This is a genomic window from Yoonia sp. (assembly GCF_965660735.1).
Classification (GTDB): domain Bacteria; phylum Pseudomonadota; class Alphaproteobacteria; order Rhodobacterales; family Rhodobacteraceae; genus Yoonia.
Genome location: NZ_CBFIBD010000015.1, coordinates 26,190 through 47,034 on the forward strand (window position 1 = coordinate 26,190; position 20,845 = coordinate 47,034).

21 protein-coding genes and 1 pseudogene are annotated in these 20,845 nt (G+C 57.9%); 4 read left to right on the forward strand and 18 right to left on the reverse strand.

The features are described from left to right. The first annotated feature begins 76 nt into the window (after window positions 1-76). Window positions 77-622 (forward strand): hypothetical protein, encoded by a 546-nt coding sequence (locus tag ACTG4B_RS07695; RefSeq protein ID WP_439155109.1) that lies wholly within the window; start codon window positions 77-79, stop codon window positions 620-622. Between the two features lie 6 nt (window positions 623-628). On the opposite strand, the gene ACTG4B_RS07700 is transcribed toward ACTG4B_RS07695, so the two are convergent. After that, window positions 629-1,342: a helix-turn-helix transcriptional regulator gene (locus ACTG4B_RS07700; protein WP_439155110.1), complete on the reverse strand. Its 714-nt coding sequence runs from the start codon at window positions 1,340-1,342 to the stop codon at window positions 629-631. Between the two features lie 86 nt (window positions 1,343-1,428). On the opposite strand from ACTG4B_RS07700, the gene ACTG4B_RS07705 reads away from it, so the two are divergent. Next, the gene (locus ACTG4B_RS07705; protein WP_439155111.1) at window positions 1,429-2,391 is read left to right on the forward strand and encodes an alpha/beta fold hydrolase; all 963 of its coding nucleotides are present in this window, start codon (window positions 1,429-1,431) and stop codon (window positions 2,389-2,391) included. A gap of 60 nt (window positions 2,392-2,451) precedes the next feature. On the opposite strand, the gene ACTG4B_RS07710 is transcribed toward ACTG4B_RS07705, so the two are convergent. The 3 genes from ACTG4B_RS07710 to ACTG4B_RS07720 form a co-directional block, all read right to left on the reverse strand. Continuing rightward, window positions 2,452-3,141 carry a hypothetical protein gene (locus tag ACTG4B_RS07710; protein ID WP_439155112.1) on the reverse strand — a complete coding sequence of 230 codons (690 nt, stop codon included), beginning with the start codon at window positions 3,139-3,141 and terminating at the stop codon, window positions 2,452-2,454. 145 nt (window positions 3,142-3,286) lie between these two features. Continuing rightward, a complete protein-coding gene (locus tag ACTG4B_RS07715; RefSeq protein ID WP_439155113.1) occupies window positions 3,287-4,117 on the reverse strand; it encodes a MipA/OmpV family protein in 831 nt (276 codons plus the stop codon). 128 nt (window positions 4,118-4,245) lie between these two features. Next, entirely contained in the window at window positions 4,246-4,941 is a 696-nt protein-coding gene (locus ACTG4B_RS07720; protein ID WP_439155114.1) for a hypothetical protein, read from the reverse strand. 185 nt (window positions 4,942-5,126) lie between these two features. Here ACTG4B_RS07720 and ACTG4B_RS07725 point away from each other — a divergent pair, with 185 nt between their 5' ends. After that, window positions 5,127-6,272, forward strand: coding sequence for a helix-turn-helix domain-containing protein (locus ACTG4B_RS07725; RefSeq protein WP_439155115.1), 1,146 nt, complete (start codon window positions 5,127-5,129; stop codon window positions 6,270-6,272). A gap of 342 nt (window positions 6,273-6,614) precedes the next feature. Further along, the gene (locus ACTG4B_RS07730) at window positions 6,615-7,409 is read left to right on the forward strand and encodes an SDR family oxidoreductase (protein WP_439155116.1); all 795 of its coding nucleotides are present in this window, start codon (window positions 6,615-6,617) and stop codon (window positions 7,407-7,409) included. Window positions 7,410-7,460: 51 nt separating this feature from the next. Here ACTG4B_RS07730 and ACTG4B_RS07735 read toward each other — a convergent pair. From ACTG4B_RS07735 to ACTG4B_RS07800, 14 genes and pseudogenes are all read right to left on the reverse strand, one after another. Then, window positions 7,461-7,937: pseudogene (locus ACTG4B_RS07735) on the reverse strand (alpha/beta fold hydrolase); the annotation flags it as partial. A gap of 3 nt (window positions 7,938-7,940) precedes the next feature. Further along, the gene (locus tag ACTG4B_RS07740) at window positions 7,941-8,660 is read right to left on the reverse strand and encodes a dienelactone hydrolase family protein (protein ID WP_439155117.1); all 720 of its coding nucleotides are present in this window, start codon (window positions 8,658-8,660) and stop codon (window positions 7,941-7,943) included. Between the two features lie 6 nt (window positions 8,661-8,666). Next, complete coding sequence (locus ACTG4B_RS07745; protein WP_439155118.1) at window positions 8,667-10,274, reverse strand: TRAP transporter large permease; 1,608 nt, start codon at window positions 10,272-10,274, stop codon at window positions 8,667-8,669. Continuing rightward, window positions 10,267-10,785 carry a TRAP transporter small permease subunit gene (locus ACTG4B_RS07750; RefSeq protein ID WP_439155119.1) on the reverse strand — a complete coding sequence of 173 codons (519 nt, stop codon included), beginning with the start codon at window positions 10,783-10,785 and terminating at the stop codon, window positions 10,267-10,269. Before ACTG4B_RS07750 ends, ACTG4B_RS07745 begins: the two co-directional genes overlap by 8 nt. A gap of 64 nt (window positions 10,786-10,849) precedes the next feature. Then, window positions 10,850-11,947, reverse strand: a complete 1,098-nt coding sequence (locus tag ACTG4B_RS07755; protein WP_439155120.1) for a TRAP transporter substrate-binding protein — start codon at window positions 11,945-11,947, stop codon at window positions 10,850-10,852. Window positions 11,948-12,040: 93 nt separating this feature from the next. After that, window positions 12,041-13,057, reverse strand: a complete 1,017-nt coding sequence (locus tag ACTG4B_RS07760) for a LacI family DNA-binding transcriptional regulator (RefSeq protein WP_439155121.1) — start codon at window positions 13,055-13,057, stop codon at window positions 12,041-12,043. A gap of 160 nt (window positions 13,058-13,217) precedes the next feature. Further along, entirely contained in the window at window positions 13,218-13,982 is a 765-nt protein-coding gene (locus ACTG4B_RS07765) for a hydroxypyruvate isomerase family protein (RefSeq protein WP_439155122.1), read from the reverse strand. Next, window positions 13,979-14,629, reverse strand: coding sequence for a 3-oxo-tetronate 4-phosphate decarboxylase (otnC, locus tag ACTG4B_RS07770; RefSeq protein ID WP_439155123.1), 651 nt, complete (start codon window positions 14,627-14,629; stop codon window positions 13,979-13,981). The genes ACTG4B_RS07765 and otnC overlap by 4 nt, the downstream gene beginning before the upstream one ends. Continuing rightward, window positions 14,626-15,894, reverse strand: coding sequence for a 3-oxo-tetronate kinase (gene otnK / locus ACTG4B_RS07775; protein WP_439155124.1), 1,269 nt, complete (start codon window positions 15,892-15,894; stop codon window positions 14,626-14,628). The genes otnC and otnK overlap by 4 nt, the downstream gene beginning before the upstream one ends. A 50-nt stretch (window positions 15,895-15,944) precedes the next feature. Continuing rightward, entirely contained in the window at window positions 15,945-17,438 is a 1,494-nt protein-coding gene (locus ACTG4B_RS07780) for a tripartite tricarboxylate transporter permease (protein ID WP_439155125.1), read from the reverse strand. Between the two features lie 10 nt (window positions 17,439-17,448). Continuing rightward, entirely contained in the window at window positions 17,449-17,901 is a 453-nt protein-coding gene (locus ACTG4B_RS07785) for a tripartite tricarboxylate transporter TctB family protein (protein ID WP_439155126.1), read from the reverse strand. A gap of 63 nt (window positions 17,902-17,964) precedes the next feature. Next, window positions 17,965-18,921 carry a Bug family tripartite tricarboxylate transporter substrate binding protein gene (locus ACTG4B_RS07790; protein WP_439155127.1) on the reverse strand — a complete coding sequence of 319 codons (957 nt, stop codon included), beginning with the start codon at window positions 18,919-18,921 and terminating at the stop codon, window positions 17,965-17,967. A gap of 62 nt (window positions 18,922-18,983) precedes the next feature. Then, on the reverse strand, window positions 18,984-19,889 hold the full coding sequence (gene ltnD / locus ACTG4B_RS07795; protein ID WP_439155128.1) for an L-threonate dehydrogenase: 906 nt from the start codon (window positions 19,887-19,889) through the stop codon (window positions 18,984-18,986). Further along, on the reverse strand, window positions 19,886-20,842 hold the full coding sequence (locus ACTG4B_RS07800; RefSeq protein WP_439155129.1) for an SMP-30/gluconolactonase/LRE family protein: 957 nt from the start codon (window positions 20,840-20,842) through the stop codon (window positions 19,886-19,888). The genes ltnD and ACTG4B_RS07800 overlap by 4 nt, the downstream gene beginning before the upstream one ends. Window positions 20,843-20,845 lie beyond the last annotated feature (3 nt).

A 20,845-nucleotide genomic window follows, 5' to 3' on the forward strand; every position in this document is an offset into this window, starting at 1 on the left:
CTGCGGGCCTTATAAAATGATAATGCAGGGGGCTTTGTTTGGGCGCATCTATGGCACAAATAAAGGAGTTTGAGAAATGATGGCTAGAATTTGGACCAGACATTTGGGTTTGGCAACTGTTGGCTTTGGGCTGATCGGTGCGGCGATTTATTACCTGATGATAACCATCACGCTGGCGCAGATCGAAGATCTATCGGGGCACGTCCCCTTTGACATGCGCCCCCTTGGTTACAGCCTACAGGATGCCACAGCGCTTCTTGACGGCTTGGGCGCAGAAGGTCGCAGTTATTATATGACCCACCAGATACCGCTCGATACTACTTATCCGGCCTTACTCGCGTTGACCCTGATATCCGCGATGCGATGGCTTGGACAGACTATACCCACCTATACCATTGGGCGGGTTGGAATTATTCTCTCGGTTGGCGCGGCTGTTTGCGACTACAGCGAAAACCTTGGGATTGTCGCCATGATCTTGAGTTGGCCTGATATTTCTACTCCGCTTGTTTATGCAAGCAGCGTTGCGACTGTGGCCAAATCCATTTTTACGACAGCGGCAGTGACGTTGGTCATGTTGATGGGGGTTCTTGCGGCAAGGCATCGGGTCCGACACGCGTCATAGCTGATCCTACACGATGCGAATGGGGCGGACGCCATCATCGAAGGGAACGATGCGCCGCCGAAAGGATGCCCCCTCAACGTATGCGGGCGCGCGGATCCGGTCCATTCGGAAATGCCTGAAATCTTCACGTGAAGGGTCCCAAGCGACCAAATACCAAAGTGGGGGTAGGATCAGCATCGCTTGCGGTTCGATATACCGCTCGGTCTCGGCTCCTTGCGCGTCGCGATACTGAAACTGCAAAAAGAACCGCCTGAGAAAAGCTGTCTCAAATGCGGGCAGCAAATCAGGTGTCATCTCTCCGAGATTGGAGATGTCGACTTGTCGAGCGAGTGGACCAACATAAAGGCAATCCAAAAACCGGCGCAAATCCCGGATCTTGTCAGACGGAAGAGCCTTCTCGATTTTAGAAAGTCCGGCGTCGGCGAGGCTTGAGAAGGGAAGATTTCCGGCGGCACGCATGCTTGAAATCCCAATAATCAGCGCAAAGACCTCTAAAACAGAAAGGCGTGCTGTCATCTGAATAGATTGCGGGTCCAAGCGTAATCCGCCACCACGCCCCTGTTCCGTATGAATGATGAAGCCGTCGTCACGTAGCGCCGCGATGTCACGGATAATCGTGCTCCGCGAGGCGCCAACGTCAGTCGCCAGCGTTTCTATCGTAGATGTTCCGTTGCGACGCAGCGATCGAACGATAGCATCTTGCCGCATACGGGAATTCATTTCTGTGCGCCCCTCTAAAAGGTGTCAGTTTTTGGTACCTTTTGATCCTAGACGACAAAGATGCAATTCAACAAGGAAACAGTCTTATGTCGCATATCGCAAATTTCCCCGATCCAACGTTCGTTCCTGTGAACGGAATCGAACTCGAGGTTTTTGAAGCAGGGCAAGCCAACAGGGGCAACCCAATTGTCCTGTGTCATGGTTGGCCAGAGCATGCCTACTCTTGGCGTCATCAGATGCCAGCGCTGGCCGCTGCGGGTTTTCATGTCATCGTCCCGAACCAGCGCGGGTATGGGAATTCATCACGACCGGATGAGGTCACCGCCTACGATATCTCTCAGCTGACAGGTGATCTCGCGGCGCTGCTTGATCATTTTGGATACAAAGACGCCATTTTTGTTGGCCACGACTGGGGTGCGAACGTTGTTTGGAGCATGGCGCAGCTCCATCAAGATCGGGTGTCCAGGATCATTAACTTGGCGTTGCCCTATCAGGCGCGCACGCCAAAGCCTTGGATCGCATTCATGGAAGAGTTCTTTGGCGCCGATAACTACTTTGTTCACTTTAACAGGCAGCCGGGTGTTGCCGATGCGCTGCTAGACCGAAACACTTCACGGTTCTTGCGCAACTTGTACCGCAAGAACGTTCCTTCGGTTCGTCCCGCGCCCGGCATGATGATGATCAATCTTGCGCAGGCCGAGGCACCGTTGGGCGAGCCTGTCCTAAGCGATGAAGATCTGGCCGTCTACGTCGCGGCCTTCGAGGAAGCTGGATTCACCAGCAGTATCAACTGGTATCGGAACATGGACCGCAATTGGCAGATTTTGGCGGACGTAGTCCCGATCATCAACAAGCCAGTGTTGATGATTTACGGTGAGCAGGACATGATCCCGAAATCGGAAAATCTGACGGATTTCGTCGCAAACGTGGATGTGGCAAGCCTTGATTGCGGGCATTGGATTCAGCAGGAACTGCCTGACGAAACGACCGATGCAATACTTAAATGGTTGGCGGCGAAGACGGCGACGCAGCTTGTTGCATCAAGCTGATTTGTCTCGTTCGTCCATTGTCACACTGCGGCCCACTCATTGGGCCGCAGCAAGTAGTCTTTATGTTTGCGCGGCAGTCATTGGTTCTTTGAATGCCCGTTGCGCGAAGGTTAGAGACAGGCCAACAGCAATAAACCATGCGATGGCCCCCAGTCCAAAGATAGCACCGGCTACATCCCCAATGGCTGGCACCAGCGTCGCAAGCCCACCCGCGCCGGTCAGCAACCCCACACCAATGGTGATCTTGCCCAAGCTGCGACCCATCATGCCCGCAATACTCACGAGTAAGATCCATACCCCACCGGCGATTTCATTGCCGCCGCCAAGACCCAACTCAACAACTTGAAGCTGCGCCCAGTCTTCTGCCGCTTGAATAGGGTCAATTACAAAAAGGGCGGCCGCATGTTCGACAGTAACGTTCGCCATCATGCCCGCACCCAGAACCAAAGTGGCCCACATCAAACCAAGCGCACGGGTGATGGTCGCCCAATCAGGCGTGCTGGATTTGAGGCGCGCATCCAGCGCAACAACAAGGACCGCCAAAGCAAAGGCATTTAGAATATAGATGACTGTATTAAACACGATCAGCAGCCCCGGTTGCGCGTCAATGAATGCCACGACGGCGGAGGCATCTGTGTTACCGGACGCAAATCCCAAGGGGGCCAAGACGGTGAAAAGGAATACAAAACCGAACAGGTAAGTAGCGGCGCATGCGAGGGCTGCAAGCCCTCCAATTTTTTGAAGTGTCATTGTAATCTCTGATAAATAAAGATGGTTTGCAGAGCGTCAGTCTCGATCTGCAAGTGATTGAAAGTGTTCTTTTGGATCGTGCGTCACATAAGGTGCGGCAACGACCAGCATCGATAAGTTGCTGCCGCCCTTAGTGATCACCTCATTAAAAGGTGTCGTTGAGGACCAATCCGGCGGTCACCTGCTCCTCTGCCCCACGCTCTTGCACGATCGAAGACTCGCCCACGTCTCCCGTGAGGTGGTCAAACGCCGCAAAGCCAACAAGTGCTACGTTCTGATTAACGGGCACGTAAGCGGACGCATGCAAACCATACGACATGAAACCACCGTCTGCATCATATTCACTGATGCCGGAGGCCGCAGATTGTGCGGTGGAGACATCAAAGAAGGTGCTCGCACAGCTGTCATCTGAGAAAGTGGCCGTCGGGCCAAATGAGATGACAGATTGTTTGCCAAAGATTTCGACGGTCGCGTTGTAGGAAACACCTACGTCGCCAACGACCCCGTCATGACCACCGTCAACACCTTTGCGGACCGAAAGGCTGGCTTGAATGTTTCCGTAGCTGTATTCGATATATCCACCGATCTCGGCGGTCTCCTCAATGTCTCCCAGTCCTGCGATCTCTGACTTTGCGACGTTGGATAGCAACAATCCGTGGTCGGATGGGGTATCTTCGCGCCCAAAATCATAGGTCAAAAGCGCGCCTGCGGTAAGATTGTCGTCTTTGTAGACGTCATATGAGACCCCATCGAGCAGGGACACATTTAAGCGGTCGCCAATAGCAACTGAGATGTTTGGAAGCGCGTAGACCGAAGTCTCGCCACTGCCAAGGAAAGATGGTGCAGAGACCACGCCACCCGAAACGGTGAAAAAGATGTCGTGTCCGGCAAAGGTGTCTTCAGCCTCATCTTGCGCAAAGACGCTGGCAGGGAGGATGACCAACATGGTCGCAGTGATTGATGTGAAAGTTTTCATAGTCTTTTCTTTTGTGAAGCGCATTATTGAGCGTTGGTGAAACTTGGGTGGCTCAGGGTGATGAGCCTTTGGTTGAAAAACTGCGGATGTCTTGTGCTCTGAGCGGAACATCCTATTGGTGTCTTGGATCAAGCCTGCGTCAGGAGCGTGCGGCGGCGCTTCCCAAACAGGATCCGGAAAAGCCAAAACAGCATGAGCAGGATGATTGTGAGTTCGGGCAGCGAAAGAATGCCGCTGTTGCGAATGGACTCTGGGAATATGCTGGCACCTGGCCCCGTGAACGCGGAACCCGCCGCGATGAAAAACCCCATACACATGCGCCACACGTGCTGCGCGATCCGATGTCTATCAGACAGGGTCTTGCGCAAGAGAATGACAAGATCGTTGACGAAGGCGACACCCGCCATACCCGCCAAGAAAAAGTAGTCGGCGGCAGAAAATCCACGCAGAGTTTGTTCTGGTAAAGTCAACGCGCAGAAACCGGCGGCGACCAGTCCTGCGGTATTCAGAAAGTTCACAAATCCAATTGCAACGAACGGGGCACCGAGATGGCCGTTCTGCACCCTTGCGAGCATCCACCCGCTCAGGACCAAGGTCATCCCCAACACACCTGCGTGAAACGTGATGTAGAAGGTCTCAAACTTGATCAACCCGAGCGCCGCACCAAGCAGTGACGATAGGCCCATCGCCGCAGTGAACACGCGGCCAGTGTTGATGTGGGACCTCGCACCTTTCCGGACGGCGAGTGTGATGGCGCCCATCACAACGGCGATGGCCCCGGATGCGATGTGGGCGAAGGTGGTGAGTGTCACAAGAATAATCATTGGGGTTCTCTGCGGCTGTGGCCGAACATCTATGGCCGTGAAATTTGAACCCTTTCTGACCTAGAAATTTTGATCTTTCGTCCGCACGGGACGGCGCGTACAATTCTGCAAGTCCGGAGTGACACTTCGGACAATGATGTTGGCAGAGCATTGATGCTGGTAGAGCATTCAGCCTATCCATCAGTATGCACACGGATGGATCCATAGCCCTTTCTGCCGCCTGCTTGGGGCTGGCGCTGGCCGGCGCGATGTCGGCAATCCGTGGCACGCAAGACGGGCATGCACGTTTTTATCTCATGTTGGTCTTTGGTGTGTTCGGCGGCATCGTTTCAACACAACTCGTATTTGCCTACACCCCGTCAATGTACGGCTTCTATTTGCCGTTCGTTTTGGTCCTGCTTCTGATCCTGCCACCCGCCGTTTTTTATTACGTTGCGGCAAAGACAACTGAACTCCGATTCTCGGTTATGCGGCGGCGCGACATTGTCTTGCCGGTCGTGGGCAGCGTGGTGATGATCGGCTATTGGTTGCAGTCCACTGAAGCGAAAACTGCGATGTTCATTGCAGGTGAACTGCCAGCAGGGATCGTTCCTTCAACGCTGGTTCTGGCGACTTTTGTCCTGATCTTCTGTTGGGTCGCGTCATCTTGCCTGTATCTCGTCGCGACACTTAGACGATTGCGCGATTACCGGTCTAAACTTCGGGCGCTCTATTCCAACCTTGAGGACCGCGAATTGCGGTGGCTCGACTGGTTTGTGGTTTCCCTTGTCACCTTGTGGGGCGCGACCGCATTCATGTTTGTTGCCGACAATACAGGGTTTGATTGGGTCGTCGTTAACGAACTCATTTACGTCCTGACGGCCTGCCTTTTGTTGTTCGTTATGGCCTTTGCACCAATTCAACCACCAGAAGCGGAGATCGAAGAACTTGCGCCGTCAACCGATACGTCTGAGCCGAAGTATGCGCGATCTGCTTTGACAGAGGCACACGCAGAACAGCTTGCGACGCGGATTAGGTCCGCAATGACACAAGATGCGTTGTATCTTGATCCGAACCTGTCCTTGCAAAAACTATCCCGCCATGTGGGCGCATTGCCCAATCAGGTTTCGCAAACGCTTAATGAACAAATCGGGTCAACATTTTTTGACTATATTGCGCATCACAGGATTGAGGCTGCTAAACCGCTCATACTTGGGGGTGCGGCAAACTCATTGACGGTCTCGTTGGATGTCGGCTTCAACTCGCGTTCAACATTCTACAAAGCGTTCAAGCGGGAAACGGGCATGACACCCAAGGCCTATCGGGACGCGGCTACCAGGTCCAAGGACTGAAAGGCAGCGCACTCGGCAGCCACCAATCTTACTGATTTATGTGCGCCTCGTTGTCGTGCAAGCCGGCCCTAAGGATTTCAGATACAAGCCATAAGAGCTTATGATCCTGATTGCCCATATGCTGAATTTTCGCCACGTCCCCAAAGTTGATCCAACACTCACTTACGGCGACTTCGTTCAGCTTGACCGCTAGGATTGCGTTTCATACCCTGTCCCTATTCGAAGGGGGTGAAAGGCGATGGACAAACGCCACCTGTATTTCGGCAACCCACCCATGGGGCAGAACTGCGCTTCGAGTGAACGATGCTCGGCTTTCATTAACGCGAACTACACGGAACTTTCATGCCCAGATTACAGAACAAAACCGCCCTCATAACCGGGGGTGCCCGCGGCATTGGTGCCGCTATCTCTAAGGCCTTCCGCAACGAAGGAGCCGACGTAATTCTGACCGACATCAACGCCGAGACCGGGCAGGCCATGGCGAACGAGATCGGCGCAACTTTCACCCGCCTTGACGTGGCCTCCGAAGCCGATTGGAATAAGGTAGCCGAGCGCTTTCCTGTCCTTGATGTGCTAGTGAACAATGCTGGTATTACGGGATTTGAAGGGCCGTTCGACGGTGCGCCGCCCGCTCACGACCCTGAGAACGTGTCCTTGGCCGATTGGCGGGCCGTCCATGCTGTGAACAACGACGGCACATTCCTCGGTTGTCGCTACGCGATCCGCGCCATGCGGGCAAAGGGTGCGGGAAGCATCGTCAATATCTCGTCCCGCTCGGGATTCGTCGGCATCCCGATGGCCGCCGCCTACGCCGCCTCAAAAGCCGCGATACGCAACCATACGAAGTCAGTCGCACTTTATTGTGCGGCACAAGGGCTGAACATCCGCTGCAACTCGATCCATCCTGCGGCGATCATGACGCCAATGTGGGAGCCGATGCTGGGCGATGGTCCTGACCGAGCAGATCGTGAGGCTGCTATGGTCGCGGACACACCAATGCGGCGGTTTGGCGAAGTTAAAGAGGTTGCAACCCTTGCCGTGATGCTCGCCTCGGACGAAGCGGCATATATGACAGGCACAGAGCTGACGATTGATGGCGGCATCCTCGCCGGATCGGCTGCAACGCCTGGCGGGTAATCTTTTAGAGGAGCGGGTGGACTTGCGCCTGCTCCGCAAAGATTCCAGGTGCGATGCTTGTGATAGCGCGCCGCGAAGTTGACGGATCACGCAACCAACTCGCTGAGAGTATTCCGGGTGCAAAAACACAACTGATTTCTTGCAATTCCTGTTGACCTGCCCCCCAGAAGAGGAGGCCGCCAAGACTACGCGGTCAAAACGATCTAGAAAAGTGATGGCAAGCTCTTGTGCATCCATGCCGCCAAATGAATATCCGGCCAAGTGCGCCTGGTCCCATTCAAGCGCGTCCATCAATGTCACCGCGTCCTCTGCATAGTCGGACATGCGATAAGGGCCCTGCGGTTTGTCGGATTGCCCCATGCCACGTTGATCAAACAGGGCAACCTTGAAATGCGCCACTAATGGGGAGGTCAGCGGATTGGGCTGCTGGCGCAAGTCCCAGCCTGTGCCACCGACAAACAACAGATTTGGCCCAGTGCCCTGAACATCTACGCACAGCCGGATTGTGGCGGTCTTGATAAATTGCATATCTCACCTGTGTTTTTCGAGAAATGTCAGCACTTTGGTCCATGCCTCTTGTGCAGCAGCCGGGTGATACGCCGCGCGTTGATCGTTGAAAAACGCGTGCTGTGTGCCGGGCATGACGCGGACCTCGGCGTTCGGATTGGCGCGCAGATCATGGCGCAGGCGCTGGACGTCCTCCTCTGGGATCAGCCCGTCGGTTTCGGCGAAGAGCCCCAGATAGGGTGCGTCGATCATGCGCGTGACCTCGATCGGCAGAAAGGGCTTGTCTGGCATCCGTGGGAAATTGATCCGGCCATAGAAATTGATTGCCCCGGCCAGCCTTTGATCAAAGGCGGCAAGGTTGTGGGCGAACCGCCCGCCCATGCAAAACCCCCAGGCAAAGACGGACCCTGCGTCAAAGCCGCATGCCCCGGATCGCGTCCAGTCCAGAGCCATCCGGCAGTCGCGCGTGCACCGGACATCATCGAAGGCCTCAAAGGTGGCAGACCAGCGCGCAACGGGATCCTCAGGCACGGGCGGGGCCTGCCTGCGAAACAGGTCCAGCACCACGGCAGCATAGCCCTGCGCGGCAAGGCGCTCTGCGATGTCTTGCATATGCGTGGTCATGCCCCAAAGCTCAACCGCGATCAGAACTGTGCCCAGCGGTTTGGCCTCTGGCAGGGCGACAAAGGTATCCATGATGCCGCCAGTCGCCGGGATCGACCTGTTGGGTGTGAGGTAAGTCATGCGAGATTATCCGTAAATGATCGATGGCAACCATGTGGCCAGCGCGGGAAAGGTAAAGACCAGCATCAGAGCAAAGAGTTGTATGGCAATGAACGGCAGCACGCCGCGATAGATGTCCACTGTCCTGACTTCGGGCGGCGCGACACCGCGCAGATAGAACAGGGCAAACCCGAATGGTGGCGTCAGAAACGAAGTTTGCAAGTTCATCGCAATGAGAACGCCGAACCACACCGGATCAATGTCCGAGCGCAGGATCACGGGCGCGACAATCGGCATGATGATGAAGATGATCTCGATGAAGTCCAGAAAGAACCCAAGCACAAAAACCAGCAAAGACACGGCAATCAGCGCGCCATAGGCCCCGCCGGGAATTTTCTCCATCACATGCAGCACCACCTCTTCGCCACCGAAGGCCCGAAAGATCAGTGAAAAGATCGTGGCCCCGATCAGGATCACAAAGGCCAGAGTGGAGACCCGCATCGTGCTCATCATGATGGTGTCAAGGTGATGCGTCTTGATCAGAACCAGCACTGCGGCAAACATCCCCACAGCGAACACAGCCGTGGCCGCAATGGCAAACGCGATCAGGGTTCCGTTCCAGACTGTCACCACATCAAGGGACATTCGGAGATCCCCAATACTGCGCAACAGCGGCAGTACGAACCCTGCAAAGATGGCAAACAGGACAAGACGGCGCAGGATGGACATGCCTGCTGTTGTCTCATGCTCGGACAGGGCCGCAGTGCGGTATCCGGCCAAAAGCAGCGCCCCGGCGGATCCGACCCCTGCGGCTTCTGTCGGCGTGGCGACCCCCGCCAGGATTGATCCCAGAACGGCGATGATCAGCGCAAGGGGGGGCAACAGGCTCATCAGAATATCGCGCAGGGCCACGGTTTCACCGGGTGCGTCGGCAGGGGGCGGTGGGCTGTCTTGGGGACGCAGGATGCCAATCACCAATTGATACAGCATATAAAGCAGGGCCAGCCCGACACCGGGGATCAAGGCTCCGGCAAAAAGGTCACCGACGGACACCGGGTCGGGTGAAAAGTTTCCGACCTCGCGCTGCGCCTCCATATAGGCGCCCGACAGTTGATCGCCCAGAAACACCAGAACGATCGAGGGCGGAATGATCTGGCCCAATGTCCCCGCAGCACAGATGGATCCTGCGGCAAAGGACGGTTTGTACCCTTGTTTGAGCATCGTTGGCAGGCTCAGCAAACCCATGGCGACAACCGTGGCCCCGACGATCCCTGTCGAGGCCGCCAGCAAGGCGCCGACCAATGTCACAGAAATCCCGAGACCACCGGGCAGCCCGCGCGCCAGTTTGCCCATATTAACCAGCAGGTCCTCGGCAACCTTGCTGCGTTCCATGATCACGCCCATCAGGATGAACAGCGGCACCGCGGTCAGCACCTCATTATACATCGCTGTGCCGAAGATGCGGGACGGAATGGCCGAATAGAAACTTAGGTCGAAGTGGCCGAACAACGATGCGACCAATGACAAAAGGACCGCAGCGCCTGACAGGGCGAAGGCGACGGGTATCCCGATCAGCACCGACCCAAAGGCGCAGCCAAAGAGCAGTAACACCATGAAAAGCTGAAGACTATCCATGACTGCGACCCGAAACTTTCCAGGCGTCGTCGGTGCTGTGCCCGATGATCTTGGCAAATGTGGCGAGTGCTTGCGCCAACACGGAGACACCAAACACCACCATTGCGGTCTTGAGCAGAAAGATCGCCGGAATACCACCTGCCTGCCGCGACCCCTCAAGGCTGGCCCAGGATCGCATCACATAGGGTGTGGCAACCCACAAGATCAGACCGGCAACCGGGATCACGAAAAAGAGCAGTCCAATCAGGTCAATGACATGGCGGGTGCGAGGGCTGAACATTTCGTAAAAGATATCAACGCGCACATGTTCATTCATCTGCAGAACAAAGGCGGCCCCCAGAAGAAACATGATCGAATGGCCATAAATCACGCTTTCCTGAACCGAGATAAGCCCATAGCTGAATACATACCGCGCGATCACGGAGAAGACCTGCGCCATCATCATCAGCAGGGCGCAATAGGCGGCCACACGGGCCACCATTTTGTTGGTTTTCTCGATTACAACAATCATTTTCTTCTCTTTGCCTCAGAAGGGTCGGCCGGGCCACCTTTCAATAAGGCAGCCCGGTAGCGGCTTATCCGGCGGCGCGCACAAGCGAACGTGCGCGCAGGTAGGCCTGCTCGGATTGCTCGGTCCAGCCAGCCACTTCGTCGAGGAAGGCCAGATAGCTTTCGGAAACCTTTGCGGTCAGTGGATCTGCCGCAGCCGCATCCGCCAGCACCTTTTTCGACGCAGCACCCAATGCAAGCATCACATCATCGGGGAAGGACCGTAGCTCGACACCGTGTTCATTGATCAGAATATCCAGCGAGCGCGAGTGATTGGCGATGAAATCCGCTGGGTTCATGACGTTCTCCTGGGCTGCGGCCAGGCGGATGATCTGCTGATCCGCCGCGGACAGATCGCCCCAAAGCTCTAGGTTGATGCCAAGGCTTTCAGCAGACGTAGGCTCCTGAAAACCGGGATTGTAGAAATATTTGGCCGCCTTGTAGAAACCAAAGCCAAGGTCGATCCAGGGACCAGCCATTTCGCCTGCGTCAATCGCGCCGGACTGCAGCGCCGAGAAGATTTCGCCGCCGGGCAGGGTGACTGCCGTGCCACCGACCTGTTCGATCACTGTACCGCCGAAACCGGGGATGCGCATTTTCAGGCCTTTGAGGTCCTCGACGGAATTGATTTCCTTGTTGAACCAACCGCCTGCCTGCGCGGAGGAATTGCCCGCCATGAAGGCTATGACGCCAAATCCGGCTGATACTTCTTCCCACAGCTCTTGGCCGCCACGGTGGTAGACCCAGGCATTGTGCTCGGACGTTGTCATGCCAAAGGGCACGCCGGCGAAGAAGTTGAACGCCGTCGACTTGCCCTGCCAGTAATATTCCGCTGCGTGGTACATGTCGGCCGCTCCCGAGGCGACGGCATCAAAGGCTTCAAACGGCGGGACAAGTTCGCCTGCGCCATAGACATCTACCTTGAGCCGTCCGTCACTGGCCGCTGTGATTGCATCGGCAATACGCTGAGATGCAACGCCAAGCCCGGGAAAGTTTTTTGGCCAGCCTGTCGCCATGCGCAACGTGCGATTTCCCTGCGCATAGGCCGGAGCGGCCAGTGGCAAAGCAGCTGTGCCAGCCGCTGCGGCAGCCAGAAAGCTGCGTCGATTTGTTTTGGTCGTCATGGTGTCCTCCCTTGGACTTTTTCAGTTTTTCAGGTCTTTGCGGTTCTGCGCTGCGTGCCGGACCCTCCTTCCAGCATCGGTGCAGATTGGTTGTTACTGCGCTGCGTGAGTAGTTGATCCGCGCACAATGAATTCGGTGGGGTATTCGACGACCTTTGGCTGGATGTACCGCCCCTCAATTCGGTCGATCAGGGCGCGGGCGGCATCCGCGGCCATGACGTCGATCGGCTGGCGCATCGTCGTAAGGTCAATCACGTCCCATCCGGTCATTTCGATCCCGTCAAATCCTGTCACCCAGACATCTTCGGGCACCTTTGCGCCGATGGACCTGAGCCCGTTCAGAGTGCCGATGGCGATCAGGTCGTTGCCACAGGCAATGGCATCGGGCGGGGTGTCTGATGCCATCATGTCGATGGCGGCTTGGCGAAATGCTTCGGGCTCGAAATCGGATTGCGCATAAAGTTGCGGGGGAATGTCCCGTCCTGACACAGCCAGCGCATGGCGAAATCCGGCCTCGCGATCCGCTAGAGTTGTGCGGTCCAGCGGACCGTTGATAAACCCGATCCGCTGACGCCCCTGCGCAACAAGATACCGGGCAATCTGCGCGGCACCGTCGAAATTTGAGGAAACGATCTGATCACAGGCTGCCCCCTCCAGATAGCGGTTGAAGGAGACAACTGGTTTTTGCGCCTCCAGCGCGACCTTGATTGCCTTTGTCTGGTGGCTTGCGGCCGTAAAGATTACGCCATCTATGGTTCCGGAACGGATCGCTTGGATCAGCCCGTCTTCACCTTCTGAGTCGGTGTTCCAGACCAACAGACGACGTTTAAATGCGGTAAAGTTTTGGGCTAAGGCTTCGAGGATTTCAGGCACAATCGGGTTGGTGATCCGGGACACGGCCACGCCCACGGTGCGGCTTTGACTTGTGCGCATCGCCTGCGCGAACGGGTTGGGGCTATAGCCGCTTTCGTTGATGACCTTGAGAACACGCAGCCGGGTGGCTTCCTTGACCTTGTCACGTCCCGACAGCACGCGCGAGACAGTTGCCTGCGAAACCCCGGCAAGCCTGGCGATATCTGTGCTGTTCAGTTTTTTTGGATACGTATTCAAATTTCAGTCCTTTGGTTTCTTGCCGAATGCTGCGCTAACAACAAAATTAATGAAATCGTATACATTTGATTCTGGCAAGCGTTAGCATCCTGGTTTCTTGCCCGTTTCTCATTGGCCTTCGCACCACAGCGTCAGGCATCTTTTGTTGAAAACAGACGTGTCAGTGGTTTTGATTGTGCAGCCACTCAAGTGTGTCGTTAGTCGGCGCGTTTGGCTTGTATTCAGCGCCAATGGCACCTGTCCAGCCAAGCTTGTCGATCTCGCGCAGGATATACCCATAGTCCAGCTCTCCGTGATCGGGCTTGCCTCGGTCAGGCACGGACGCGATCTGGATATGTCCGATCAGCGGGAGCAGTCGCGCAAGACGCCGTGACAAGTCGCCTTCCATGATCTGCAAATGGTAGCAATCGAACATCAGCTTGAGAGTGTCGCGTCCGATCTCGTGGATGATGGCGGCGGCCTGCTCGGAGGTGGACAGAAAATAGCCGGGCGCATCATAGTGGTTGAGCGGCTCGATCAGGATGGTGATGCCGTCTGGTTCGGCCTGATCACAGGCATAACGCAGATTATCGACAAATGTCGCATGGGCGCGCGGCCCGCCGGAAAAGCCCGCCATGACATGCACAGCGCCGGTGCCAGTCTGACTGGCATACTCCAAGGCCTCGTCTATCGCGGCCCGTGCCTCTGCCTCGCGGCCGGGTAGGGCGGTCAGACCGTTTTCCCCGGCGCCGAGGTTGCCGCGTCGCGTGTTCAGTCCCAGCATGGGCAGGCCTGTCTCTGACAGCGCCGCATTGATCTCGCTGACGGGCGTGTCGTAGGGCCAGTGACATTCGACGGCGGCAAACCCCGCGGCTTTGGCGGCGTGAATCGCCTCGGGCAGGGGGCGGTCGGCCCAAAGAAACCCCAGATTGGCAGAAAATTTCATGCGCCCCACTCCACGTTGAATTTCGTGACCACTTGCGAGATCTGGTCCGGTGTCAGCATGCGCGGAGATTGGCCGAGCGTGAGCATCGCCAGTCGCGCGGTCTCCTCTAATTCCTCGATGGCGTTGCAGGCGGCTTCGATATCCTTGCCCGCCACAACAGGTCCGTGATGGGCCAGCATTACAGCCGACCGCTTGCCCGCCAACCCACGCACCGCCTCGCCCATCGCTGGATCACCGGGCAGAAAGAACGGCAGCAGCTTGACCCGCCCCAGTTTCATCAGCCCGTAAGGCGTGAGCGGCGGCAAAAAGTCATCCGCATCGACTTCGGGCATCATCGACCATGCGACTGAATGGCAGGAATGCAGGTGAACGACCGCGCCAGCCGTGCTGCGCGTGTCATAGAACGCAGTGTGCAGCGGCATTTCCTTGGTTGGAGGATCGCCCCCGATCAGGGTACCTTTTGCGTCAAACCGGCTGAGGCGGGCCGGATCGAGCCGCCCGAAACTGGTGCCCGTAGGCGATACGAGCAGCCCGCCATCATCGGTGCGTGCCGATATGTTGCCGGTGCTGCCACCGGTCAGCCCACGGTCAAACATCGACTTTGCCAACAGGCAGATCTGTTCGCGCAGGCGCGCTTCTTGTGTCATGCAGCCTCTCGTTTCGCCAGGGCGTCAGAGAAAAAGCTCTTTGCGCCGAAGTTGCCGGATTTCAGGGCCAGCGCAATGTCGTGGTCGCCCTTTTTGGCGAAACACCACGGCACCCCGGGTGCAATTTCCGCCCCGATATCGAGTTGGCTGACCCCAAGCGCCTGTGTGACCGCACCCGATGTTTCGCCCCCCGCGACGACAAACCGGCGCACGCCTGCGCTGTGGGCCGCAACCGCGAGGGCGGCCAAAGTGTCCTCGATCAACTGTCCGGCGACGACCACGCCCAGCCGTTCCTGAACCGCGCGGACCTTGTTGGGGGCGGCCGTGGCATAGATCAGCGGCGTGGCGCCCGCATCCTGTGCCGCCAGCCAGTCCAATGCGCCCTGCATGCCACCATCGGCCAGCGCCAAGGGGTCAAGCTGCAAGGCAGGTCCCTGATCCTTGAATGCGGCGACCTGTGCATTCGTCATGGCCGAGCAGGATCCCGACAGCACGATGGCGCGCGCACCAACGCTGTGGCGCGTTTGGGTCAGACCTTTGGAGGGCAGTACGCCAGCCTGCGACCAGATCCGCGGCAGGGGCATGGCAACTGCGCTGCCGCCTGTCATCAGGGGCATGTCCGCACAGGCCTGTGCGATGATCTCAAGGTCGCCGTCCGCGACCGCGTCCACGACAACATGGGCCACGCCCTCACGGCCAAGCGCATCCAGCCGGTCGCTGAGTGCCGCATGCCCCCGCGCCACGGTCAGTCGGTTGGCAAGCCCCACCGGCTTTGTCACTTGTGGTGTCAGCAGGCGCATCAGATTGGAATCCCGCATCGGGGTCAGCGGGTGGTCCTTCATCGGGCTCTCGGACAGCGGTTGCTCTGCGACAAAAAGGTTGCCCATGAAGATACTGCGCCCGTTTTCGGGAAAGGCAGGGCAATAGATGGTTTGCGCGACGCCAAGGCCGTTCATCAAAGCCTCGGATACGGGGCCGATATTGCCCTGCGCCGTGGAATCAAAGGTGGAACAGTATTTCCAGAAGAACCGCTGCGCCCCGGCGGCGCGCAACCACGCCAGCGCCGCGCGGGCCTGTGACACGGCGTCCTCCACAGGTTCGGTGCGGATCTTGAGCGCGATCACTTCGAATGCGGCTGTGTCTTTTGGCGGTCCGTCCGGCACGCCGATCCGCAAGGAAACCCGGGCGCCCGACCGCGCCAGAAGCCCCGCAAGATCGCTGGCCCCTGTAAAGTCATCCGCGATGCAGCCCATAAAGGTTGTCATGGTCTTGGCCTCTTTCGTGTCGCGCCTGAGGCACGCTTTTTGATTGCGCCTCAGGCGCGGGATTTGCCGCGCTCGCGCAGCAGCTTGATCAAAGGCAGGGACAACATTCCCACCGCAAGTAACACCAACACCGCCGCAATCGGATGACCGACAAAGAAGGCGGCGAAACTGCCATCGGTGATGATCAGCCCCTGACGCAGGCTGATTTCGAGCGTCGGCCCCAGCACCATCCCGATGACCAGCGGGGCCATCGGCATGCCCTGACGGCGCAGCAGAAATCCGACAATGCCGGCCCCCCCCATGACCATCAGATCAAACGGATTGCCCCGCACGAAATAGACGCCCACCGCACAAAGCAGCACGATCATCGCCAGCATATAGGCTTCGCGCAGGCGCAGCAGCGGGGCTGCGGCCTTTGACACCAGCATGCCGACGGGCAGCAGCATCAGGTTGATGATGAAAAAGCCTGAAAAGATTGCGGCGATCAGCACCGGGTTGTCGGTCATCAGCCGGATGCCCGGTGTCACGCCATGCAGTGTCAGCGTGGCCAGCATCACGGCTGTGATCGCATCCCCCGGAATCCCCAGCGCCAGCGTCGGCACCAAGGCGCCCCCGGTCACCGCGTTGTTGGCGGATTCCGATGCGATCAGGCCGTCCGGTTCGCCCTTACCGAAGTTGGCGCGATTGGGCGAGGACCGTTGCGCCTCGGCGTAGGAAATAAAAGCCGCAGTGGCCGCCCCGGTGCCCGGCAGGATGCCGATACCGTTTCCGATGGCCACGGATTTTGCCAGCACTTTCCAGCGCCCGCGCCACGCGGACAGGGGCGGCAGCACGATCCCCTTGAAGGTAACAAGGGTCTGGTCCTGTTCCAGTTTGGCTGCGGCGCGGATTAGGACTTCCGACAGGGCAAACACCCCGATCACGACGGCTAGCAGGTTGAATCCCGAAATCAGCTGGAACTGGCCAAAGGTAAACCGGGCCTCGCCTGTGATCGGATCGCCCCCGACACAGCCCAGAAACAGCCCGATGCTGCCGGCGACAAGGCCTTTGATCAGCGAACCCTCAGACACCGATACAATGCAGGTTAGGCCCAGCAGGATAAGGGCAAAGGTCTCGATCGGCCCAAAATTCAGTGCCAAAGCCGCCAGTTGCGGTGCGGCCAGTAGCAGCACAACCGCCGACACCAGCCCGCCGACAGTCGAGGCGATGGTGCTCCAGCCAAGCGCCAGACCGGCTTCGCCGCGTTGCGCCATAGGGTAGCCATCCAGACAGGTAGCCGCCGATTGCGGCGTGCCGGGCGTGTTGATGAGGATGGCGGAGATTGATCCACCATAGACGGAACCCGCATAAACCGCCAACAGCAGCAGAATGGCCGGAGCCTGTGACATGCTGAGTGTGAAGGGCAGGATCATGGCTACCGCCACGGTAGATCCGATCCCAGGCAAGGCCCCCAGAACGACGCCCAGTATGGTCCCCAGCACCAGCACGGCGATACCTTCGACGGTAAAGATGAGTGCGGCAGCCTGTGGCAGGAGTTCAATCATTTCAGTATCCTCAGAACCACCATGTGAAGGGGGAAGTTGGCAAGGGCAGGGTCAGCAAATGGTTGAACAGAACCACCAGCGCCATCGGCACACCGACTGACACCGCCATCAACGGCAAAGGCCTGCGCGCATTCAGCGTGATCAGAACCAGCGCCGTGAACGGCACCGCTGAAAGAAAGAAACCGAAGCGCGTCATCGACCACAGAAACACTACCGTGCTGACCGCGATGATCACAACGCGCAGGACTTCCGGCCGTTTGGTATCCGTGCGTTTGATGAACTCGGACACCAGATCGAGCGTGGCCAAAAGAACCCACAGCCACAGGATGATGCGGGGAAAGAACATCGGGCTGAACGCGCCGCCAAGGTCGGCATATTGCTGTCCGTATGTATTGGACAGCAACGCGGCTGCGATCAGCAGCAGCACCAGTGACGTGACCCGTCGTTCGTTCATTATGCCCATGTCACGGGTCTCCGTTTAGCCCAGAGGGGTGGGTGCCGCACGCGGCAGCGCCCACCGTTTGGATCAAAGCCCTGCGGCCTCGATGATGGCGGAGTTCGCCTCGTATTGCGCACGGAAGAAGGTGTTGAAGTCTTCGGCATTGCGGTAGTTGATCGTGGTCTGAGTGTCGGCCGCAAACGTCTGGAAACCTTCGGAATTCACCGCTGTGCCGCAGGCATCGGAAAGCTTGGCAACCACAGCCGCATCGGTGCCCGCGGGCGCAAACAGGCCGCCCCAAAGGTAAAGCTCATTCAGGGGCGCTTCGATTCCAACTTCGGTTGCGGTCGGTACGTCGGGGAAGTTTTCCAGCCGCTTGTCTGAAAAGGCGATCAGGGGGCGGAAGTCGCCACGCTGCATCAGGATCTCGGTGTCACCAAAGAACTGGATCGTATTCGCGGCCATCGCCTGCAATGCCGGGCCAGAGCCTTGGAAGGGCAGGTGCTTGACCTTGTCCATCAGGCCCAGACCAGCAAAGGCGGCGACGGTTGTCAGGTGCGTCATGGCACCAGGGCCGGACGAGCCGAACAGAAATTTGCCGGGAGCGGCCTCAACCGCGGCTTTCATTTCGTCCACGGTCGTCAGATCGTTCGAGGCATTGGTGAACAGAACCGTCGGCGAGGCGGCGACCGAACAGATCGGCACCCAGCTGTCGGCATCGTAGGGAACGTCTTTGATTTGCGGCTGGATGGTGGCCACGGTCACGGACCAGTAGCCAAGCTGATAGCCGGTCGGCTTTTGCGCTGCTAGTGCGGCTGCGGCAACGGTGCCCGACCCGCCTGCCATGTTCGACACAAACACGTCCCCGCCGAGGGCTGCGGCAAATTCAGGGGCAAAGCCACGCACCAACAGGTCGGTGCCGCCGCCTGCGTTAAACGGCACAACAAGGTTGACGGGGCGTTCGGGGAACTCCTGGGCCTGTGCTGCGACGGCCAGTGTAAGGCCCGCGATGACCCCTGCGGTCAGTTTCAGTGTCGTATTCATGGTTTTTCCTCCCATTTAAAATTTCGTTGGTTTCGTGTTGCACCGTGCCGGGGATTGCCTTCCTAGGCTTTCTTTTCCGGCAGGGTTAAACCTGCGTTGCGGGCATAGACTTTTGCCACGGCGGCATCATCCTCGCGCCCATGCCCCATTCCGGAGGCGGCCAGATATTGTTGTAGCGCCGCCGCTGCGATTGGTGCGCCAAATTTGGCACAGCGTGCGATGTCCAGCACAATGCCCAGATCCTTTGGCCATATATCGACCGCTGAATGCGGGGTATAATCGCCCGCAGCAATGTGGGGTGCGCGGTTTTCCAGCATCCACGACGTTCCCGCACATTGCGGTATGACCTTTAGAAAAGTCTCAGGATCAACGCCTTGGGTCATGCCAAACGTTACAGCCTCGGCCATGGCGGCGATGTGCACGCCCGCCAAAAGCTGGTTCACGGCCTTCATCGCCGATCCGGGGCCCGCCACATCACCCAGTTCGAACACGGTAGCAGCACAGGCATCGAGCACCGGGCGTGCGGCATCAAAGGCTTGCGGCGTGCCGGCGGCCATGATCGACAACTGGCCCTGCGCGGCCTTGGCCGCACCGCCAGAGATGGGCGCATCAAGGTATTGCACGTCGGTCGCGTTGCAGCGGGCCTCCATCTGCCGCGCAAACTCCGGCTGCACAGTCGGGCAACAGATCACCACCGCACCTGGTTTGAGGTGCGGCACGATGCCGTCAGTGCCGAACAGCACGGTTTCAGCCTGTGCTGCGTTCAGAACGACGACCACGACAGCGTCAAGATCGGCGGCGATGTCGGTCAGGGTGCCGTCGCTGCCGCCTTCGGCCCTGAACCGCGCAACGGCGTCTGCGTTCACATCGAAGCCGTAGGCGGAATGACCGGCCCGCAGGATCGATTGCGCCATCCCGTAACCCATGGATCCAAGACCAAAAAGGGCCACCTTGAGCGGTGCTGTCATGACGGGTCTCCCGATGGTTGGTTTGCGTGTTGATGGGCGGCGTCGCGTCGCGTGGATCTGACATGCCACACCTTGTCGGATGCGGTGATGAAAATATCCGTTCCGTCCGCCCCGCCAAAACACAGGTTCGAAGTTTGGGATGGCAGTTGGATTTTCCCGAGACATTGCCCGTCCGGCGCGAGGCAGTGGATGCCATCCATTGCGCTGGTCCAGACATATCCCGCTTGATCGACACGGAAGCCATCCGGCACGCCGGGGGTGATCTCTGCAAAGACCGCGCCGCCTGTCAGGGTGGTTCCATCCACGTCAAAGACGCGGATATGGTGCGGCAGATCATAGTCTATCCCGGGAAAGCTGGCCCCCCGGATCGCGCCGGAATCTGCGATGTAAAGCCTGCTCTCATCCGGGGAAAAGGCGAGGCCATTGGGTTTGTCAAAATCCGTCGCCACGGCCGTCAATATCCCGTCCGGAGCGGCGCAGAAGACATAGCAGCCGCCGATTTCGTTTTCGGCCGGGTATCCTTCGATGTCGGAATTGATGCCATAAGGCGGATCGGTGAACCACACCGACCCGTCTGAGCGGACGACAACGTCGTTGGGGGAATTCAGGCGCTTGCTGTTGTAACGCTCGGCGATCACCTCGACCGCGTTCAGGTCTTCGGGATCATGCCTGCGGATCACCCTGCGCCCGCCATGTTCGCAAGAAACCATGTGCCCCATGCGGTCGAGTGTGTTTCCATTGGCGAATTCGCTGTTGGCAAGGGCCACGGAAACACCATGCGTGGGCTGCCATTTCATCATCCGCTTGTTGGGAATGTCGTTGAAATAAAGGGTATCGTTCAGCCAGACCGGACCTTCTGTCCAGACGCAGCCATCCGCAATCATTTCGGGTGGGGTCGTGGTGTCGATCATGTCGGCAAAGGCCGGATCGAAAATTTCGTATTGCGCAGACATGGG

Excerpts from the sequence above, each read along its gene's own strand:
- ACTG4B_RS07695 (WP_439155109.1), top strand. The coding sequence starts at position 77 with ATGATGGCTAGAATTTGGACCAGACATTTGGGTTTGGCAACTGTTGGC.
- ACTG4B_RS07700 (WP_439155110.1), bottom strand. The coding sequence starts at position 1,342 with ATGAATTCCCGTATGCGGCAAGATGCTATCGTTCGATCGCTGCGTCGC.
- ACTG4B_RS07705 (WP_439155111.1), top strand. The coding sequence starts at position 1,429 with ATGTCGCATATCGCAAATTTCCCCGATCCAACGTTCGTTCCTGTGAAC.
- ACTG4B_RS07710 (WP_439155112.1), bottom strand. The coding sequence starts at position 3,141 with ATGACACTTCAAAAAATTGGAGGGCTTGCAGCCCTCGCATGCGCCGCT.
- ACTG4B_RS07715 (WP_439155113.1), bottom strand. The coding sequence starts at position 4,117 with ATGAAAACTTTCACATCAATCACTGCGACCATGTTGGTCATCCTCCCT.
- ACTG4B_RS07720 (WP_439155114.1), bottom strand. The coding sequence starts at position 4,941 with ATGATTATTCTTGTGACACTCACCACCTTCGCCCACATCGCATCCGGG.
- ACTG4B_RS07725 (WP_439155115.1), top strand. The coding sequence starts at position 5,127 with ATGCACACGGATGGATCCATAGCCCTTTCTGCCGCCTGCTTGGGGCTG.
- ACTG4B_RS07730 (WP_439155116.1), top strand. The coding sequence starts at position 6,615 with ATGCCCAGATTACAGAACAAAACCGCCCTCATAACCGGGGGTGCCCGC.
- ACTG4B_RS07740 (WP_439155117.1), bottom strand. The coding sequence starts at position 8,660 with ATGACTTACCTCACACCCAACAGGTCGATCCCGGCGACTGGCGGCATC.
- ACTG4B_RS07745 (WP_439155118.1), bottom strand. The coding sequence starts at position 10,274 with ATGGATAGTCTTCAGCTTTTCATGGTGTTACTGCTCTTTGGCTGCGCC.
- ACTG4B_RS07750 (WP_439155119.1), bottom strand. The coding sequence starts at position 10,785 with ATGATTGTTGTAATCGAGAAAACCAACAAAATGGTGGCCCGTGTGGCC.
- ACTG4B_RS07755 (WP_439155120.1), bottom strand. The coding sequence starts at position 11,947 with ATGACGACCAAAACAAATCGACGCAGCTTTCTGGCTGCCGCAGCGGCT.
- ACTG4B_RS07765 (WP_439155122.1), bottom strand. The coding sequence starts at position 13,982 with ATGAAATTTTCTGCCAATCTGGGGTTTCTTTGGGCCGACCGCCCCCTG.
- otnC (WP_439155123.1), bottom strand. The coding sequence starts at position 14,629 with ATGACACAAGAAGCGCGCCTGCGCGAACAGATCTGCCTGTTGGCAAAG.
- otnK (WP_439155124.1), bottom strand. The coding sequence starts at position 15,894 with ATGACAACCTTTATGGGCTGCATCGCGGATGACTTTACAGGGGCCAGC.
- ACTG4B_RS07780 (WP_439155125.1), bottom strand. The coding sequence starts at position 17,438 with ATGATTGAACTCCTGCCACAGGCTGCCGCACTCATCTTTACCGTCGAA.
- ACTG4B_RS07785 (WP_439155126.1), bottom strand. The coding sequence starts at position 17,901 with ATGGGCATAATGAACGAACGACGGGTCACGTCACTGGTGCTGCTGCTG.
- ACTG4B_RS07790 (WP_439155127.1), bottom strand. The coding sequence starts at position 18,921 with ATGAATACGACACTGAAACTGACCGCAGGGGTCATCGCGGGCCTTACA.
- ltnD (WP_439155128.1), bottom strand. The coding sequence starts at position 19,889 with ATGACAGCACCGCTCAAGGTGGCCCTTTTTGGTCTTGGATCCATGGGT.
- ACTG4B_RS07800 (WP_439155129.1), bottom strand. The coding sequence starts at position 20,842 with ATGTCTGCGCAATACGAAATTTTCGATCCGGCCTTTGCCGACATGATC.